This window comes from Aquimarina sp. MAR_2010_214 (assembly GCF_002846555.1).
In the GTDB taxonomy this organism is placed as follows: Bacteria; Bacteroidota; Bacteroidia; order Flavobacteriales; family Flavobacteriaceae; genus Aquimarina.
Window position 1 is genome coordinate 50,978 of sequence record NZ_PJMS01000001.1, and the last position, 23,180, is coordinate 74,157.

2 protein-coding genes are annotated in these 23,180 nt (G+C 41.1%); both read right to left on the bottom strand.

Features of this window, described 5'->3' with window-relative positions; all coding sequences use genetic code 11:
- Positions 1–29 precede the first annotated feature (29 nt).
- Entirely contained in the window at positions 30–986 is a 957-nt protein-coding gene (locus tag ATE84_RS00245; RefSeq protein WP_101444837.1) for a type IX secretion system membrane protein PorP/SprF, read from the bottom strand.
- Between the two features lie 71 nt (positions 987–1,057).
- On the bottom strand, positions 1,058–22,957 hold the full coding sequence (locus ATE84_RS00250) for a gliding motility-associated C-terminal domain-containing protein (RefSeq protein WP_101444839.1): 21,900 nt from the start codon (positions 22,955–22,957) through the stop codon (positions 1,058–1,060).
- Positions 22,958–23,180 lie beyond the last annotated feature (223 nt).

Sequence of the window (23,180 nt, forward strand, 5' to 3'; positions counted from 1 at the left end):
TCTTATATTAATAATCATACCCTCACGTGTTAAAAGAAACGAGGGGTTAACATTCTATTGTATTTTTTAAAGAGTTCAAAACGTAACATGAACTCATAACTACCATCATTAAATTGAGTTTGCCCTAACTCTGTTACCTCTCTATCATAAGCAAAACCGATCATTAAAGAATCTGAAATCTGAAAACCTGCCATTGCACTAATTGCAGCACTCCAACGGTAAGCAACACCCAATGTTAATCGCTCATATAACAAAAAATTTGCAGAAACATCAACTTGTAATGGTGCTCCAAAAACCAGTTTACCTAATACTGCTGGTTTAAATTTTAGTTCATTACTCAGATCAAAAACATGACCCGCTATCAAATAGTAATTAATACGTTCTTCTGCCAAAAAACTAACGGCTGTACTGCTACTTGTCGTTGTACTCTCATCAAAATGATCTGTCTCTAACAGATTAGGAGCACTTAAACCAAAATAAAACCTGTTGGTATGATAATACAAACCAACTCCAACATTAGGACTAAACTTATTGTCAATATTATTCTCAAACAATGCATCATTAGTATTAAACTGGGATAAACGTTGGAAATCAACACTTAACAAATGACCTCCAGCCTTGATACCAAAACTTAATTTTCCCTGTTCTGAGGTCGGGATAGTATATGAAAAATCAATATCGAAATACGTCTCATCAGTAGGGCCTATTTCATCATTAACTATAGATAACCCTAAACCTAGACGTTCACTTCCTCCTAAAGGAGTATTAAGAGTTAATGTCTGAGTACGGGGAGCACCATCTAACCCAACCCATTGACTACGATGAAGCCCCATAATACTCATCACTCCTCGACTACCTGCATAAGCCGGATTAACACTTACTGTATTATACATATACTGAGTATATTGAGCATCTTGTTGTGCATAACTGGTATAAAATGCAACGTTTAAAAACATCACCACAACTATTATGTATATATTTCTCATCTGCTCTTATTTTTTTGTTATATACCCTCCCGTGGCAATATTGCCACGGGATAGTAGATTTTGGTTAGTTGTTATCTATTAATGTATAAGTATCCTGCTCTATTTTTCTGTTCTCCGGATTCCAGAACATATTCAAGAACATAATAATAAGTTCCCACAGGTAATTGATCTGTATCTTCTATCGTACTTCTTCCCGTTGAGAATCCTCTGAAGAAGTTATCGTCTCTTCCATAATTTTTGACTCCGAATACTTTAACACCCCAACGATTATAAATTGATACTCTATTTTCCAGGTTTTCGATTCCACTAATTACAAATACATCATTAATTCCATCTCCGTTAGGTGATATCCCTGTAAAGATTATAATTCCATCTTCACCCTCTCCTGTAGGTTCATTAGGTTCTAAATAATCCGGTATACCGTTACCATCAGTATCAATAGCATCATCTGGGTTACCATCGCCATTTGGATCTGCATTTTCTTCTGATGTTGGAATACCATCATCATCATCGTCATCATCCAAAATATCAGGAATACCATCACCATCAGTATCATCTGGGCCTTGTCCATCGCCATCAGGATCAATTTCTTCTTCATTAATAACACCATCATTATCACAATCTAAAGCCATCCATTGTGATGATACTATATTTATATTTTGATTATTCAAATCAAAACTACATCCGTCTTCCGGTGCTGTACCATCCTCTATTTCCTGAGCATTATTTACTCCATCTCCATCACAATCCATAGTATTCCAATTCTCTGATACATTGGCTAGTATTTGATTTTCTGCATTATAATCACAAACATCTATTGGATTAGTTCCATCTGCAATCTCCTGCCCATTAGTAACTCCATCTCCATCAGTATCAATTATACTTATATGCGTACAAGCAGTGCAATCTGGATTTGGATCAAAGGTCGATGATGTCACTATTGCTGTATTAATCAATTCTGCGTCTGCAAAATTACTATCTATACTAACTACCACAGTATATACTACAGTTGCTCCATTAGCAAGAATTGGTAAAGTATGATTTAAATTTCCTGTACCTGTATCTCCTAAACTATTTTGCCAAGACACAATAGATGTATTAGAAGGCGCTACATCAACCACATTAACATTCTGTGCATCAATCGGTCCATCATTTTTAACCGTTATTAGGTATACAACTTGCTCGTTTCCTGTATAATAATTATTAAGTGAAGTTTTTGTCGTTATAATATCTGCTCCACTTATCATATCTGGTCCATCTGTACAACTCGTACAACTTGGATCTGGATCCGTAGGACTGGTTACCGTAGCGGTATTGCTTAGTGTTCCTGTAAAACTTGCCGGAACATCCACATTAACCGTATAGGTAACTACCCCGCCATTACTCATATTAGTAAGGGTCTCATTAAGGTCTCCACTACCACTCGCATTAGGAAGGGTAGCCGTACCACTAGTAACCGCTGCTGTCCAACTACTGATCGTAGTGCCTGCCGGAGCAGTATCGGCAACCGTAACACTTGGTGCCATACTTGGACCGTTATTGGTCATCGTGATCGTATACGCTACTGTAGTACCTGGTGCAAACGTAGTGCTACCATTGGTTTTTACCGTAACAATATCATTTGATGGCGTATTGGTATCAGGGCCATCTGTACAACTGGTACAACTTGGATCTGGATCCGTAGGGCTGGTTACCGTAGCGGTATTGCTTAGTGCTCCTGTAAAACTTGCTGGAACATCCACATTCACCGTATAGGTAACTACCCCGCCATTACTCATATTAGTAAGGGTCTCATTAAGGTCTCCACTACCACTCGCATTAGGGAGGGTAGCTGTACCACTAGTAACCGCTGCCGTCCAACTACTAATTGTAGTGCCTGCCGGAGCAGTATCGGCAACCGTAACACTTGGTGCCATACTTGGACCGTTATTGGTCATCGTGATCGTATAGGCAACTGTAGTACCTGGTGCAAACGTAGTGCTGCCATTGGTTTTTACCGTAACAATATCATTCGATGGTGTATTGGTATCTGGACCATCTGTACAACTCGTACAACTTGGATCCGGATCCGTAGGACTGGTTACCGTAGCGGTATTGCTTAGTGTTCCTGTAAAACTTGCTGGAACATCCACATTAACCGTATAGGTAACTACTCCGCCATTACTCATATTAGTAAGGGTCTCATTAAGATCTCCACTACCACTTGCATTAGGGAGGGTAGCTGTACCACTAGTAACCACTGCCGTCCAACTACTAATTGTAGTCCCTGCCGGAGCAGTATCGGCAACCGTAACACTTGGTGCCATACTTGGACCGTTATTGGTCATCGTGATCGTATAGGCAACTGTAGTACCTGGTGCAAACGTAGTGCTGCCATTGGTTTTTACCGTAACAATATCATTCGATGGTGTATTGGTATCTGGACCATCTGTACAACTCGTACAACTTGGATCTGGATCCGTAGGACTGGTTACCGTAGCGGTATTGCTTAGTGCTCCTGTAAAACTTGCTGGAACATCCACATTAACCGTATAGGTAACTACTCCGCCATTACTCATATTAGTAAGGGTCTCATTAAGGTCTCCACTACCACTTGCATTAGGGAGGGTAGCTGTACCACTAGTAACCACTGCCGTCCAACTACTAATTGTAGTCCCTGCCGGAGCAGTATCGGCAACCGTAACACTTGGTGCCATACTTGGACCGTTATTGGTCATCGTGATCGTATAGGCAACTGTAGTACCTGGTGCAAACGTAGTGCTGCCATTGGTTTTTACCGTAACAATATCATTCGATGGTGTATTGGTATCTGGACCATCTGTACAACTCGTACAACTTGGATCCGGATCCGTAGGACTGGTTACCGTAGCGGTATTGCTTAGTGTTCCTGTAAAACTTGCTGGAACATCCACATTGACCGTATAGGTAACTACTCCGCCATTACTCATATTAGTAACCGTCTCATTAAGGTCTCCACTACCACTCGCATTAGGGAGGGTAGCCGTACCACTAGTAACCGCTGCCGTCCAACTACTAATTGTAGTCCCTGCCGGAGCAGTATCGGCAACCGTAACACTTGGTGCCATACTTGGACCGTTATTGGTCATCGTGATCGTATATGCAACTGTAGTACCTGGTGCAAACGTAGTGCTGCCATTGGTTTTTACCGTAACAATATCATTCGATGGCGTATTGGTATCAGGGCCATCTGTACAACTCGTACAACTTGGATCCGGATCCGTAGGGCTGGTTACCGTAGCGGTATTGCTTAGTGTTCCTGTAAAACTCGCTGGAACATCCACATTCACCGTATAGGTAACTACCCCGCCATTACTCATATTAGTAAGGGTCTCATTAAGGTCTCCACTACCACTCGCATTAGGGAGGGTAGCCGTACCACTAGTAACCGCTGCTGTCCAACTACTAATTGTAGTCCCTGCCGGAGCAGTATCGGCAACCGTAACACTTGGTGCCATACTTGGACCGTTATTGGTCATCGTGATCGTATAGGCAACTGTAGTACCTGGTGCAAACGTAGTGCTGCCATTGGTTTTTACCGTAACAATATCATTCGATGGTGTATTGGTATCTGGACCATCTGTACAACTCGTACAACTTGGATCTGGATCCGTAGGACTGGTTACCGTAGCGGTATTGCTTAGTGCTCCTGTAAAACTTGCTGGAACATCCACATTAACCGTATAGGTAACTACTCCGCCATTACTCATATTAGTAAGGGTCTCATTAAGGTCTCCACTACCACTTGCATTAGGGAGGGTAGCTGTACCACTAGTAACCACTGCCGTCCAACTACTAATTGTAGTCCCTGCCGGAGCAGTATCGGCAACCGTAACACTTGGTGCCATACTTGGACCGTTATTGGTCATCGTGATCGTATAGGCAACTGTAGTACCTGGTGCAAACGTAGTGCTGCCATTGGTTTTTACCGTAACAATATCATTCGATGGTGTATTGGTATCAGGTCCATCTGTACAACTCGTACAACTTGGATCCGGATCCGTAGGACTGGTTACCGTAGCGGTATTGCTTAGTGTTCCTGTAAAACTTGCTGGAACATCCACATTGACCGTATAGGTAACTACTCCGCCATTACTCATATTAGTAACCGTCTCATTAAGGTCTCCACTACCACTCGCATTAGGGAGGGTAGCCGTACCACTAGTAACCGCTGCCGTCCAACTACTAATTGTCGTGCCTGCCGGAGCAGTATCGGCAACCGTAACACTTGGTGCCATACTTGGACCGTTATTGGTCATCGTGATCGTATACGCTACTGTAGTACCTGGTGCAAACGTAGTGCTACCATTGGTTTTTACCGTAACAATATCATTCGATGGTGTATTGGTATCAGGTCCATCTGTACAACTCGTACAACTTGGATCTGGATCTGTAGGACTGGTTACCGTAGCGGTATTGCTTAGTGCTCCTGTAAAACTTGCTGGAACATCCACATTAACCGTATAGGTAACTACTCCGCCATTACTCATATTAGTAACCGTCTCATTAAGGTCTCCACTACCACTCGCATTAGGGAGGGTAGCTGTACCACTAGTAACCACTGCCGTCCAACTACTAATTGTCGTGCCTGCCGGAGCAGTATCGGCAACCGTAACACTTGGTGCCATACTTGGACCGTTATTGGTCATCGTGATCGTATAGGCAACTGTAGTACCTGGTGCAAACGTAGTGCTGCCATTGGTTTTTACTGTAACAATATCATTCGATGGTGTATTGGTATCAGGTCCATCTGTACAACTCGTACAACTTGGGTCTGGATCTGTAGGACTGGTTACCGTAGCGGTATTGCTTAGTGTTCCTGTAAAACTTGCTGGAACATCCACATTAACCGTATAGGTAACTACTCCGCCATTACTCATATTAGTAACCGTCTCATTAAGGTCTCCACTACCACTTGCATTAGGGAGGGTAGCTGTACCACTAGTAACCACTGCCGTCCAACTACTAATTGTAGTCCCTGCCGGAGCAGTATCGGCAACCGTAACACTTGGTGCCATACTTGGACCGTTATTGGTCATCGTGATCGTATAGGCAACTGTAGTACCTGGTGCAAACGTAGTGCTGCCATTGGTTTTTACCGTAACAATATCATTCGATGGTGTATTGGTATCTGGACCATCTGTACAACTCGTACAACTTGGATCTGGATCCGTAGGACTGGTTACCGTAGCGGTATTGCTTAGTGCTCCTGTAAAACTTGCTGGAACATCCACATTAACCGTATAGGTAACTACTCCGCCATTACTCATATTAGTAAGGGTCTCATTAAGGTCTCCACTACCACTTGCATTAGGGAGGGTAGCTGTACCACTAGTAACCACTGCCGTCCAACTACTAATTGTAGTCCCTGCCGGAGCAGTATCGGCAACCGTAACACTTGGTGCCATACTTGGACCGTTATTGGTCATCGTGATCGTATAGGCAACTGTAGTACCTGGTGCAAACGTAGTGCTGCCATTGGTTTTTACCGTAACAATATCATTCGATGGTGTATTGGTATCAGGTCCATCTGTACAACTCGTACAACTTGGATCTGGATCCGTAGGACTGGTTACCGTAGCGGTATTGCTTAGTGCTCCTGTAAAACTTGCTGGAACATCCACATTAACCGTATAGGTAACTACTCCGCCATTACTCATATTAGTAAGGGTCTCATTAAGGTCTCCACTACCACTTGCATTAGGGAGGGTAGCTGTACCACTAGTAACCACTGCCGTCCAACTACTAATTGTAGTCCCTGCCGGAGCAGTATCGGCAACCGTAACACTTGGTGCCATACTTGGACCGTTATTGGTCATCGTGATCGTATAGGCAACTGTAGTACCTGGTGCAAACGTAGTGCTGCCATTGGTTTTTACCGTAACAATATCATTCGATGGTGTATTGGTATCTGGACCATCTGTACAACTCGTACAACTTGGATCCGGATCCGTAGGACTGGTTACCGTAGCGGTATTGCTTAGTGTTCCTGTAAAACTTGCTGGAACATCCACATTAACCGTATAGGTAACTACTCCGCCATTACTCATATTAGTAAGGGTCTCATTAAGATCTCCACTACCACTTGCATTAGGGAGGGTAGCTGTACCACTAGTAACCACTGCCGTCCAACTACTAATTGTAGTCCCTGCCGGAGCAGTATCGGCAACCGTAACACTTGGTGCCATACTTGGACCGTTATTGGTCATCGTGATCGTATAGGCAACTGTAGTACCTGGTGCAAACGTAGTGCTGCCATTGGTTTTTACCGTAACAATATCATTCGATGGTGTATTGGTATCTGGACCATCTGTACAACTCGTACAACTTGGATCTGGATCCGTAGGACTGGTTACCGTAGCGGTATTGCTTAGTGCTCCTGTAAAACTTGCTGGAACATCCACATTAACCGTATAGGTAACTACTCCGCCATTACTCATATTAGTAAGGGTCTCATTAAGGTCTCCACTACCACTTGCATTAGGGAGGGTAGCTGTACCACTAGTAACCACTGCCGTCCAACTACTAATTGTAGTCCCTGCCGGAGCAGTATCGGCAACCGTAACACTTGGTGCCATACTTGGACCGTTATTGGTCATCGTGATCGTATAGGCAACTGTAGTACCTGGTGCAAACGTAGTGCTGCCATTGGTTTTTACCGTAACAATATCATTCGATGGTGTATTGGTATCTGGACCATCTGTACAACTCGTACAACTTGGATCCGGATCCGTAGGACTGGTTACCGTAGCGGTATTGCTTAGTGTTCCTGTAAAACTTGCTGGAACATCCACATTGACCGTATAGGTAACTACTCCGCCATTACTCATATTAGTAACCGTCTCATTAAGGTCTCCACTACCACTCGCATTAGGGAGGGTAGCCGTACCACTAGTAACCGCTGCCGTCCAACTACTAATTGTCGTGCCTGCCGGAGCAGTATCGGCAACCGTAACACTTGGTGCCATACTTGGACCGTTATTGGTCATCGTGATCGTATACGCTACTGTAGTACCTGGTGCAAACGTAGTGCTACCATTGGTTTTTACCGTAACAATATCATTCGATGGTGTATTGGTATCAGGTCCATCTGTACAACTCGTACAACTTGGATCTGGATCTGTAGGACTGGTTACCGTAGCGGTATTGCTTAGTGCTCCTGTAAAACTTGCTGGAACATCCACATTAACCGTATAGGTAACTACTCCGCCATTACTCATATTAGTAACCGTCTCATTAAGGTCTCCACTACCACTCGCATTAGGGAGGGTAGCTGTACCACTAGTAACCACTGCCGTCCAACTACTAATTGTCGTGCCTGCCGGAGCAGTATCGGCAACCGTAACACTTGGTGCCATACTTGGACCGTTATTGGTCATCGTGATCGTATAGGCAACTGTAGTACCTGGTGCAAACGTAGTGCTGCCATTGGTTTTTACTGTAACAATATCATTCGATGGTGTATTGGTATCAGGTCCATCTGTACAACTCGTACAACTTGGGTCTGGATCTGTAGGACTGGTTACCGTAGCGGTATTGCTTAGTGTTCCTGTAAAACTTGCTGGAACATCCACATTAACCGTATAGGTAACTACTCCGCCATTACTCATATTAGTAACCGTCTCATTAAGGTCTCCACTACCACTTGCATTAGGGAGGGTAGCTGTACCACTAGTAACCACTGCCGTCCAACTACTAATTGTAGTCCCTGCCGGAGCAGTATCGGCAACCGTAACACTTGGTGCCATACTTGGACCGTTATTGGTCATCGTGATCGTATAGGCAACTGTAGTACCTGGTGCAAACGTAGTGCTGCCATTGGTTTTTACCGTAACAATATCATTCGATGGTGTATTGGTATCAGGTCCATCTGTACAACTCGTACAACTTGGATCTGGATCCGTAGGACTGGTTACCGTAGCGGTATTGCTTAGTGCTCCTGTAAAACTTGCTGGAACATCCACATTAACCGTATAGGTAACTACTCCGCCATTACTCATATTAGTAAGGGTCTCATTAAGGTCTCCACTACCACTTGCATTAGGGAGGGTAGCTGTACCACTAGTAACCACTGCCGTCCAACTACTAATTGTAGTCCCTGCCGGAGCAGTATCGGCAACCGTAACACTTGGTGCCATACTTGGACCGTTATTGGTCATCGTGATCGTATAGGCAACTGTAGTACCTGGTGCAAACGTAGTGCTGCCATTGGTTTTTACCGTAACAATATCATTCGATGGTGTATTGGTATCAGGTCCATCTGTACAACTCGTACAACTTGGATCTGGATCCGTAGGACTGGTTACCGTAGCGGTATTGCTTAGTGCTCCTGTAAAACTTGCTGGAACATCCACATTAACCGTATAGGTAACTACTCCGCCATTACTCATATTAGTAAGGGTCTCATTAAGGTCTCCACTACCACTTGCATTAGGGAGGGTAGCTGTACCACTAGTAACCACTGCCGTCCAACTACTAATTGTAGTCCCTGCCGGAGCAGTATCGGCAACCGTAACACTTGGTGCCATACTTGGACCGTTATTGGTCATCGTGATCGTATAGGCAACTGTAGTACCTGGTGCAAACGTAGTGCTGCCATTGGTTTTTACCGTAACAATATCATTCGATGGTGTATTGGTATCTGGACCATCTGTACAACTCGTACAACTTGGATCTGGATCCGTAGGACTGGTTACCGTAGCGGTATTGCTTAGTGCTCCTGTAAAACTTGCTGGAACATCCACATTAACCGTATAGGTAACTACTCCGCCATTACTCATATTAGTAAGGGTCTCATTAAGGTCTCCACTACCACTCGCATTAGGGAGGATAGCCGTACCACTAGTAACCACTGCCGTCCAACTAGTAATTGTCGTGCCTGCCGGAGCAGTATCGGCAACCGTAACACTTGGTGCCATACTTGGACCGTTATTGGTCATCGTGATCGTATACGCTACTGTAGTACCTGGTGCAAACGTAGTGCTGCCATTGGTTTTTACCGTAACAATATCATTCGATGGTGTATTGGTATCTGGACCATCTGTACAACTCGTACAACTTGGATCTGGATCTGTAGGACTGGTTACCGTAGCGGTATTGCTTAGTGCTCCTGTAAAACTTGCTGGAACATCCACATTAACCGTATAGGTAACTACTCCGCCATTACTCATATTAGTAAGGGTCTCATTAAGGTCTCCACTACCACTCGCATTAGGGAGGGTAGCCGTACCACTAGTAACCACTGCTGTCCAACTACTAATTGTCGTGCCTGCCGGAGCAGTATCGGCAACCGTAACACTTGGTGCCACACTTGGACCGTTATTGGTCATCGTGATCGTATAGGCAACTGTAGTACCTGGGGTAATCGTACCACTACCATTGGTTTTTACCGTAACAATATCATTCGATGGTGTATTGGTATCAGGTCCATCTGTACAACTCGTACAACTTGGGTCTGGATCTGTAGGACTGGTTACCGTAGCGGTATTGCTTAGTGCTCCTGTAAAACTTGCTGGAACATCCACATTAACCGTATAGGTAACTACCCCGCCATTACTCATATTAGTAACCGTCTCATTAAGGTCTCCACTACCACTCGCATTAGGGAGTGTAGCAGTACCACTGCTAACCGCTACTGTCCAACTACTGATCGTAGTACCTGCCGGAGCAGTATCAGCAACCGTAACACTTGGTGCCATACTTGGCCCACTATTAATCATTGTGATCGTATACGCTACTGTAGTACCTGGTGCAAACGTAGTGCTACTATTGGTTTTTACGGTAATAATATCATTCGATGGTGTATTGGTATCAGGTCCATCTGTACAACTCGTACAACTTGGATCCGGATCCGTAGGGCTGGTTACCGTAGCAGTATTGCTTAGTGCTCCTGTAAAACTTGCTGGAACATCCACATTAACCGTATAGGTAACTACCCCGCCATTACTCATATTAGTAACCGTCTCATTAAGGTCTCCACTACCACTCGCATTAGGGAGTGTAGCAGTACCACTGCTAACCGCTGCTGTCCAACTACTGATCGTAGTACCTGCCGGAGCAGTATCAGCAACCGTAACACTTGGTGCCACACTTGGACCGTTATTGGTCATCGTGATCGTATAGGCTACTGTAGTACCTGGTGCAAACGTAGTGCTGCCATTGGTTTTTACCGTAACAATATCATTCGATGGCGTATTGGTATCAGGTCCATCTGTACAACTCGTACAACTTGGATCTGGATCTGTAGGACTGGTTACCGTAGCGGTATTGCTTAGTGCTCCTGTAAAACTTGCTGGAACATCCACATTAACCGTATAGGTAACTACTCCGCCATTACTCATATTAGTAAGGGTCTCATTAAGATTTCCACTACCACTCGCATTAGGGAGTGTAGCAGTACCGCTAGTAACCACTGCCGTCCAACTACTGATCGTAGTGCCTGCCGGAGCAGTATCGGCAACCGTAACACTTGGTGCCACACTTGGACCGTTATTGGTCATCGTGATCGTATACGCTACTGTAGTACCTGGTGCAAACGTAGTGCTGCCATTGGTTTTTACCGTAACAATATCATTTGATGCGACACAAACATTAGCAGTATTATTGGTCACATTACCCAAACGAGTAGCATCGGTAGTATAAGTTAAACCTGTAATCGCACCGTTGGTAGTAACTCCTGCGTTATTTACAACGCCTCCATACGTACCATCACTATTAGAATCTGCTGGTGAACTTAGATAATCTGTATAACTTGTATTATACGCTTCATTAGCATCATTACAGCCATCGCCATCACTATCGGTATTTATATAATCTGCCGGACTTGTTCCTACTGTATTAGTTGGGGTATTTCCTGTTCCTGCTGTACTTGGTACTCCATTAGTTGTTGGTGTAGTACCAACCGCTCCATTTGCCTGTCCTAAGTTTGTTGCACTTGGAGTTCCTCCTGATTCTACTACATCATAAATCCCATCATTGTCGCTGTCTATATCTAAATAATCTAATATACCATCTTGATCTGTGTCTTTTGGTATACAATAATTTAAAGAACTAACACCAATTCTCTGACTTCCTGTAGGAACTATACTATCTGAGTAAATTATTTCTATTGTATCCACTAGAACAGGAAATGTTATTTGAACATTTCCATCTACGGAAGTATTACCAATACCCTCGAATTCATTTAAACCATTATATTGGGTATATGTAGCATTTAAAGTAAAATCTGAAGCTGTTAGCGTAACCAAACTACCGTTAATATAACCATTAACTGTTATTTTATCAGCCCAACCCGTATTTGCATCAACATCAAGTAATGAAAATGACACTAACAAGGGCTTTGAAAACCCAATTGTAGCAACGGTATTATCACTTATAGAATTTGGCTCCTGGCTGAAGTTCCAAAAATTTGTAAATCCAGAATACGTAGAGCTTGTTTCAATATTTGCATCAGTTACACCTGCTCCTGCTGTTGAAGTTCTCGAAAACGTAAATGTCACCCCATTTTCTGTACTTGTACTTAGCGTAGGGTCTTGTTCATCAGAATAATGTACAGAATAATCAAATGTATTTGGTAAAGTACTACAACCTATTTCATCTGTATCCAAAATACCATCATTATCATCATCTAAATCTGCGGTATCTACTATTCCATCACCATCTGAATCTAATTCACAAACACTAACTGTACTATTATTAATCACATTGCTCAAACGGGTAGCATCGGTAGTATAGGTTAAGCCTGTAATCGCGCCGTTGGTAGTCACCCCTGCGTTATCTACAACGCCTCCATACGTACCATCTGCATTAGAATCGGTTGGTGAACTTACATAGTTTGCATAGCTTGTATTATACGCCTCATTGGCATCGTTACAGCCATCTCCATCACTATCGGTATTTACATAGTCTTCAGGACTTGTTCCTATAGTGTTAGTTGGTGTGTTTCCAGTTCCTGCTGTACTTGGTATTCCGTTTGTAGTTGGTGTAGTACCAACTGCTCCGTCTGCTTCTCCTAAATTAGTAGTACTTGGAGTTCCTCCTGATTCTACTACGTCATAAATTCCATCATTATCGCTATCTACGTCTAAATGATTAACAATGCCATCTCCATCTGTATCACAAGATCTATGTTTTATTCTTAATACTATACCATTCATAGAAGTTGTAGCTGCACCTCCACTAACTATGGAAGATAATATAGAAACAGTATTGGAATTATTAACGGTATAAGTTGCCTGCGGTCCAAAAATATTAGCTGTACCTCCTACCATATTCAATACACCGTTAGAGGTTATGAGTAACCCTGGATTTGCTGGAGGGTCAGATAAAACTCCTCCTACAGGGGTGAAATTTACAACCTCTCCATCTGTGAATTGACCGTCATAGAAAACAGTTACTTCTTCCATTGCTGCAGAAAAAGTAATATTAATTGTTCGCATACTTCCTATAGCATTGGCTACACTTAAAAATGGATTTCCTGGACCTCCAATCAAATTTGACACAGGAGTACTAGGTCCAGTTAACGTATATTCAACAGTCATACTAATTCCATTTAAATCAATGAAACCTGTAGCTGCTCCTAAATCTGCTATGGTTTGCCCACCAGGAGTACTTATACCCATATTTGTTAAACCAATATCATTCCAATTAATAATTGAAAAAATAGCACATTCTATATCATCTGCAATTCCATCATTATCATCATCTAAGTCTGCCGAATCTGGTATACCATCACTATCAGAATTGATTGCAGATACGGCTGGTCCGGTAGGATCAATAATTTCACTATCTCCTATAGAATCATCCTGACCATCTACTCCATCTGTTAAAGTATATTCTACTGTTGGTACACTAGCACCTCCTATTACCTCTGCTCCTGAAGTAACGGTATAATTTCTATAACTTTTTACCGTTCCTCCTGCAGTTAAGGGACCATATTTTCTATATGTATCATATGTTGAGAGTCCGTGCCAATAATACTTTACATCTCCACTTTGTCCAATAGCTCCACAAGCAAGCTTAAACTCTACTAAACCAACAGGGTATTCAAATAGTAAATCTTGGTCACTTAAAGAACTCTCAAACATAGTATTAACGCTTGATATTGTTCCACAATCTCCTGCTGCACTTAAAGTAACATATCCTCCTCCTGTTGCATCTAATAAAGTAGCAACTCCGTTTTGCTGTGAATCTAAAATCCCATCATTATTTCCATCTCCTCCGTTTGGCCCTGCATCCTCAACTGATGTTAGTACTCCATCTCCATCTCCATCTAATGAACAAACATTAGCTGTACTATTAGTTATATTTCCTAATTGCGTTGCATCTGTAGTATAGGTTAAGCCCGTAATCGCACCATTGGTAGTAACACCAGTATTATCTACAACGCCACCATACGTACCGTCATTATTAGAATCGATTGGTGAAGTTGAGAAATCGGTATAATCAGTATTATACGCTTCATTGGCGTCATTACATGCATCGCCGTCACTATCGGTATTTATATAATCTGCTGGACTCGTTCCTACTGTGTTAGTTGGTGTGTTTCCTGTGCCTGCTGTACTTGGCACTCCATTCGTTGTTGGACTTGTACCTACTGCTCCATCGGCTTGTCCTAAGTTTGTTGTACTTGGAGTTCCGCCTGATTCTACTACGTCGTATATTCCATCATTATCGCTGTCTACATCTAATCGGTTTTCTACACCATCGCCATCAGTATCACATATTCTGTATCTTATATTTAATAATATTCCATTTTGACCTGTAGATGCTAAACCTCCTGATAAAATAGTGGAGCTAATTGTCATCCTAGCACCATTTGTTATTTCATATCGTGGGAATGCTGTCAGGATATTTCCTAGACCTCCCACAGGGTTCGTTACACTTTGACCTGTAATATTTAAACCTGACACTGGTCCCGTAGGTTGTAATAACACACCTCCACTTGGTGTGTAGCTTACAGATTCTCCATCTGAAAAATTACCGTCATACATTAAAGATATTTTCTCAAAAGATCGTGTAAAGGATACTTCTACACTTCGTGTTCCGCCTACAGCATTGGCTAGAGCTAGCCAAGGACTTCCTACTCCATTGATAAGATTCGAAGTTGGAGTGGTAGCACCTGTAGTAGTAAATCTAACTGTGACACCTATCCCATTTAATGCTGGAATAGATAAAGCTGCTCCTATATCTGCTATGGTTTGACCTCCTACGGCACTTACACCGGCATCAGTTAACCCTAAATCTGCCCAGTTTATATTTAAACTAGCTAACACTCCACACTCAACAGTATCTAAAATACCATCATTGTCATCATCTAAATCTGCGGTGTCTGGTATACCATCTCCATCTGAATCTAACACACAAATAGTAGCTGTACTATTAGTTACATTACCCAAACGAGTAGCATCGGTAGTGTAGGTTAATCCTGTAATGGCTCCGTTGGTAGTAACTCCTGTGTTATTTACAACGCCTCCATACGTGCCATCTGCATTAGAATCGGTTGGTGAACTTACATAGTTTGCATAACTTGTATTGTAGGCTTCATTGGCGTCATTACATGCATCGCCGTCACTATCTGTATTTATATAATCTGCTGGACTCGTTCCTACTGTGTTAGTTGGTATGTTTCCTGTACCTGCTGTACTAGGTATTCCGTTAGTAGTTGGTGTTGTACCAATTGCTCCATCGGCTTGTCCTAAGTTTATTGTACTTGGAGTTCCACCTGATTCTACTACATCATAGATACCATCATTGTCACTATCTACATCTAAATGATTAACAATACCATCTCCATCTGTATCACATGACCTGTGTTTTATTCTAAATGACACTCCATTTTGAGAAGTTGTGTTTGCGCCTCCAGCAAGTATAGAAGATGTAAAAGAAATAGTATTTGAATTATTTACAGTATAAGTTGCCAGTGGTCCAGTAACTGTTCCTGTACCTCCAACTGGATTGGTTACACTAGTACTTGTTAGAATTAACCCTGTTGTTGCTGGCGGGTTAGATAAAGTCCCACTACTTGGGCTAAAGCTTACAGATTCTCCATCGGTGAATTGACCATCATAAAAAATAGTTACTTCTTCCAATGGGGCAGAAAAAGTAATTTTCACTGTTCTTGTACCACCTGGATCGTTCGCAATTTCTAACCACGGACTTCCTGCACCACCAACTAAGTTTGAAGTATTTATTTGGGCAGTTGCTGTATATTCAACAGTCATACTAATTCCGTTTAATTCAAAATACCCTGTAGCTGCACCAATATCTGCAATTGTTTGGCCTCCTGGAGCACTTATGCCGCCATCTGTTAAACCTATATCGTTCCAGTTAACAAGCGAGAAAAGAACACACTCCGTATCATCTAAAACACCATCATTATCATCATCTAAATCTGTAGTATCTGCTATTCCATCACCATCTGAATCTAATTCACAAACACTAACTGTACTATTATTAATCACATTGCCCAAACGGGTTGCATCGGTAGTATAGGTTAAACCTGTAATCGCGCCGTTAGTAGTAACTCCTGTGTTATTTACAACGCCTCCATACGTACCATCTGCATTAGCATCGGTTGGTGAACTTACATAGTTTGCATAACTTGTATTGTAGGCTTCATTAGCATCGTTACATGCATCGCCGTCACTATCGGTATTTATATAATCTGCTGGACTTGTTCCTACTGTGTTAGTTGGTGTGTTTCCTGTACCTGCTGTACTTGGCACTCCGTTTGTAGTTGGTGTTGTACCAACTGCTCCATCTGCTTCTCCTAAATTGGTAGTGCTTGGGGTTCCGCCTGATTCTACTACATCGTAAATACCATCATTATCGCTGTCTACATCTAATTGATTTGAAATACCATCATTATCAGCGTCACAAATTACTCCACCAAAAATAGAGTATGCCACAGTATCACCAGACCCAACATTTGAACTGGTAACAACCAACTCTGTAATAAGAGTCGAAGAATTACCAACTAACATAATAGTCTGATTATTTATTACATCTCCTAAACTAGATATTAAACCTGTAGAAGTATTATAATTCATTCTATTTGAAAATAATTCAGCTCTTCTGAACAAATTTACTGGAACACTACCTCCATTTACAGTAACCGTATAAGATCCGCCAGGAGAATTTACCCCATCAAAATCATTTATATAAAATGCTATTTCATTTGCAGGAATTCCAGGAGAAAAAGTCACTGTATATATGGCATCACCTGATATAGCAACTCTTGTTCCTGCCCCATTATCATTAATATAATAAGGGGTTTGCCCATCAGACACATTCATTGTATTAGTCTGAGAAGCAAAACCTGGAAGTGTATATGTTGCTGTACTTGTTGTAGATCCTATCCAAGCTCCACTTGAATTCTGCGCTTTAAATCCTTCACAATTTTCTTCTATATCTAAAACACCATCATTATCATCATCTAAATCTGCGGTGTCTGCTATTCCATCACCATCTGAATCTAATTCACAAACACTAACTGTACTATTATTAATCACATTGCCCAAACGGGTAGCATCGGTAGTATAGGTTAAACCTGTAATCGCACCGTTAGTAGTAACTCCTGTGTTATCTACAACGCCTCCATACGTACCATCACTATTAGAGTCGGTTGGTGAACTTACATAATCTGTATGACTCGTATTATATGCCTCATTAGCATCGTTACATGCATCGCCGTCACTATCGGTATTTATATAATCTGCTGGACTTGTTCCTACTGTGTTAGTTGGTGTGTTTCCTGTGCTTGCTGTACTTGGCACTCCATTCGTTGTTGGACTTGTACCTACTACCCCATCTGCTTGTCCTAAGTTTGTTGTACTTGGTGTTCCTCCTGATTCTACTACATCATAGATACCGTCATTATCGCTGTCTACATCTAATCGGTTTTCTACACCATCGCCATCAGTATCACATATTCTGTATCTTATATTTAATAATACTCCATTTTGACCTGTAGATGCTAAACCTCCTGGTAAAATAGTGGAGCTAACTGTCATTGTTGAACCATTTGTTATTTCATATCGTGGGAATGCTGTCAGGATATTTCCTAGACCTCCCACAGGGTTCGTTACACTTTGACCTGTAATATTTATACCTGATATTGGTGGGGTTGGTTGTAATAACACACCTCCACTTGGTGTAAAGCTTACAGATTCTCCATCTGAAAAATTACCATCATACATTAAAGATATTTTCTCAAAAGATCGTGTAAAGGATACTTCTAAATTTCGTGTTCCGCCTACAGCATTGGCTAGACCTAGCCAAGGACTTCCTACTCCATTGATAAGATTCGAAGTTGGAGTGGTAGCACCTGTAGTAGTAAATCTAACTGTGACACCTATCCCATTTAATGCTGGAATAGATAAAGCTGCTCCTATATCTGCTATGGTTTGACCTCCTACGGCACTTACACCGGCATCAGTTAACCCTAAATCTGCCCAGTTTATATTTAAACTAGCTAACACTCCACACTCAACAGTATCTAAAATACCATCATTATCATCATCTAAATCTGCGGTGTCTACTACTCCGTCTCCATCAGAATCGGTTGCAGCTACTGCTGGTCCGGTAGGGTCAATAATTTCACTATCTCCTATAGAATCGTCCTGGCCATCTACTCCATCTGTTAAGGTATATTCTACTGTTGGTACAGTAGCCCCTCCTATTACTTCTGTTCCTGAAGTAACGGTATAATTTCTATAACTTTTTACCGTTCCTCCTGCTGTTAAGGGACCATATTTTCTATACGTATTTATAGTTGAAAGACTATGCCAATAATACTTTATATCTCCACTTTGTCCAATACCACCACAAGCAAGCTTAAAATCTACTAAACCAACAGGGTATTCAAATAGTAAATCTTGATCACTTAAAGAACTCTCAAACATACTGGAAACACTTGTTATTCCTCCACAATCTCCTGTTACACTTAAGGTAACATATCCTCCTCCTGTTGCATCTAATATAGAAGCAACTCCGTTTTGTTGTGAATCTAAAATTCCATCATTATTACCATCTCCTCCGTTTGGCCCTGCATCCTCAACAGATGTGAGCACTCCATCTCCATCTCCATCTAATGAACAAACGTTAGCTGTACTATTAATTACATTACCTAAACGGGGCGCATCGGTGGTATAGGTTAAACCTGTAATCGCACCGTTGGTAGTAACTCCTGTGTTATTTACAACGCCACCATACGTACCATCTGCATTAGAATCGGTTGGTGAACTTATATAGTTTGCATAACTTGTATTATAGGCTTCATTAGCATCATTACATGCATCGCCGTCACTATCGGTATTTATATAATCTGCTGGACTTGTTCCTACAGTATTCGTTGGTGTGTTTCCTGTGCCTGCTGTACTTGGTATTCCGTTTGTAGTTGGTGTTGTGCCAACTGCTCCATCGGCTTGTCCTAAGTTTGTGGTACTTGGGGTTCCGCCTGATTCTACTACGTCGTATATTCCGTCATTATCGCTATCTACATCTAATCGGTTTTCTACCCCGTCACCATCAGCATCACAAATTCTGTATCTTATTCGCAATAATACTCCATTTTGACCTGTGGATGCTAAACCTCCTGATAAAATAGTGGAGCTAACTGTCATCGTAGCACCATTTGTTATTTCATATTGTGGAAAATCTACCGTAATAAGCCCTGTTCCTCCAACAGGGTTCGTTACACTTTGACCTGTAATATTTAATCCTGATATTGGTGGGGTTGGTTGTAATAATACACCTCCACTTGGTGTATAGCTTACAGATTCTCCATCTGAAAAACCTCCATCATACATTAACATTATTTTCTCAAAAGATCGTGTAAAGGATACTTCAACATTTCGTGTTCCGCCTACGGCATTGGCTACAGTTAGCCACGGACTTCCTGCTCCATTGATAAGATTCGAAGTTGGAGTGGTAGCACCTGTAGTAGTAAATCTAACTGTGACACCTACTCCATTTAATGCTGGAATAGATAAAGCTGCTCCTATATCTGCTATGGTTTGACCTCCTGCGGCACTTATACCGGCATCGGTTAACCCTAAATCTGCCCAGTTTATATTTAAACTTACCAAATTACATTCATCGGTATCTAAAACACCATCATTATCATCATCTAAATCTGCGGTGTCTAGTATACCATCTCCATCTGAATCTAATAAACAAACAGAGTTTGTACTATTAATTACATTACCCAAACGGGTAGCATCGGTGGTATAAGTTAATCCCGTAATAGCTCCATTTGTAGTAACTCCTGTGTTATTTACAACACCTCCATACGTACCATCTGCATTAGAATCGGTTGGTGAACTTACATAGTTTGCATAACTTGTATTGTATGCCTCATTGGCATCGTTACAGCTATCACCGTCACTATCGGTATTTATATAATCTGCTGGACTCGTTCCTACTGTGTTAGTTGGTGTGTTTCCTGTGCCTGCTGTACTTGGCACTCCATTCGTTGTTGGACTTGTACCTACTACCCCATCTGCTTGTCCTAAGTTTGTTGTACTTGGAGTTCCTCCTGATTCTACTACATCATAGATACCGTCATTATCGCTGTCTACATCTAATCGATTTTCTACACCATCGCCATCAGTATCACATATTCTGTATCTTATTCGCAATAATACTCCATTTTGACCTGTGGATGCTAAACCTCCTGATAAAATAGTGGAGCTAACTGTCATCGTAGCACCATTTGTTATTTCATATTGTGGAAAATCTACCGTAATAAGCCCTGTTCCTCCAACAGGGTTCGTTACACTTTGACCTGTAATATTTAATCCTGATATTGGTGGGGTTGGTTGTAATAATACACCTCCACTTGGTGTATAGCTTACAGATTCTCCATCTGAAAAACCTCCATCATACATTAACATTATTTTCTCAAAAGATCGTGTAAAGGATACTTCAACATTTCGTGTTCCGCCTATAGCATTCGCTACAGTTAGCCAAGGACTTCCTGCTCCATTGATAAGATTCGAAGTTGGAGTGGTAGCACCTGTAGTAGTAAATCTAACTGTGACACCTACTCCATTTAATGCTGGAATAGATAAAGCTGCTCCTATATCTGCTATGGTTTGACCTCCTGCGGCACTTATACCGGCATCGGTTAACCCTAAATCTGCCCAGTTTATATTTAAACTTACCAAATTACATTCATCTGTATCTAATATCCCATCATTATCATCATCTAAATCTGCGGTGTCTGCTATCCCATCTCCATCTGAGTCTAATAAACAAACAGAGTTTGTACTATTAGTTATATTACCCAAACGAGTAGCATCGGTAGTATAGGTTAAACCTGTAATGGCTCCATTTGTAGTAACTCCTGTGTTATTTACAACGCCTCCATACGTACCATCTGCATTAGAATCGGTTGGTGAACTTACATAGTTTGCATAACTTGTATTATAGGCTTCATTGGCATCGTTACATGCATCGCCGTCACTATCTGTATTTAAATAATCTGCTGGACTTGTTCCTACAGTATTCGTTGGTGTGTTTCCTGTGCCTGCTGTACTTGGCACTCCATTCGTTGTTGGTGTTGTGCCAACTGCTCCGTCTGCTTCTCCTAAGTTTGTGATACTTGGGGTTCCTCCTGATTCTACTACATCATAGATACCGTCATTATCGCTGTCTACATCTAAATGATCTGGAATACTGTCATTATCAGTATCAACACTAGCACTACACCCTGAAAGTGGCTCTATTGCCAATGCATATACTTCTGATGTCCCTGGAAAGAAAGTTGTAGAAGCTGTACCTCCAGTATTTGCTTCCATATCAATTTCTAAGCCAGTAATCTCTAGATTAGAATTTGGGGTGACCGCAAATGAAACTGTCTGTTGTACCCATCCTCCTGCATCTAGAATTGTAGCTTGTGCAGTAGAAATAATCCAGGTACCACTTAAAGTACCTTGATCTGTAAAGATGTTAACATTTCTTGGTGTACTGACATATCCTCCAGAAGTATTTGCGATATTATTATATTGGTGAAAACTTAGATTAAGTTGACCGTTTGCATCTATTGGTATCGTCTTTGGATTTGTATATGTGAAAGAAAATATTCCTCGTCCTCCTGCACTATCAAAACCATTTATAAATATTTCTGGATTTAATGGTGATGGCTGCCCTTGTACAGTTTGCAATTGTGTATAATCTGTATTATTTGATGTATCAAAAACTGAAAGACTTACATTATTTGTGTTACCAATATGGTTTATTTCTGCAGGATAGCACAGGCCCTCATCTGTATCTAAAATACCATCATTATCATCATCTAAATCTAGGTTATTAGGAATTGCATCTGAATCCTGTAGGTTATAATTATATTTATCTAATTGTATACTATTATTTACATTTCCTACTTCTAAAATCCAATCACCATCTTTACCTGTTACGTTATTTGATGCTGATACAGTAATACCTAATTCTTTTTCTAAATAGGAAACTGCCTCAAGGCCTTTTTCACCTTTAGCAAATTCGCAACCATATATATTAATATGTGTTTTTGTTTCTAATCTCTTAGAAGATCTTAACCAAGACGCTAATTGTAAGCTATTATACCATTTACCTTTTATTAATACTTCTCCAGGACGTGCATGAGAGAAAAAATGAAGAATAGAATGTTGTTCTTTTTCTTCTTCTAATAATTTTTCTTGTATTATATATGAGTCTTTTACCGAGGTATCAATATATATATTGGTATGTTTCGATAACAGATCTACACTCTCATACTTAGTTATATTTTCTGAGTTTATAGCTGTTTCTTCACCATATAAATCACTTGTTAATATTTTCACTCCATTATATGCAGCAACTAATTGCCCTATAGGATTGAAAACAAAAAATAGAAAACAAAAAATAGAAGTGTATTGTATAAAGCTACTTTTTAGCTTCATAATACAGAACGGAAAATTAGTAAAAACTTTCATAGGCAATTGATATAATACTATTTATAATATGTGTCTTGTAAAAAATAGAAAACAACCATAGTCTCTTTATGTACTATAAAACTTGGGTAGTTTTTTTAAACTATTGTATTTAATGGCATCTCTAATGTCGATAAAACACTAATGAAATTTCTCTTCAATCTTTATCATGAATCAATTTTATAGTAAAATCTTCAATTAAAGTTAACATTTCATTTCGTTAAAA

Excerpts from the sequence above, each read along its gene's own strand:
- ATE84_RS00250 (WP_101444839.1), bottom strand. The coding sequence starts at position 22,957 with ATGAAAGTTTTTACTAATTTTCCGTTCTGTATTATGAAGCTAAAAAGT.
- ATE84_RS00245 (WP_101444837.1), bottom strand. The coding sequence starts at position 986 with ATGAGAAATATATACATAATAGTTGTGGTGATGTTTTTAAACGTTGCA.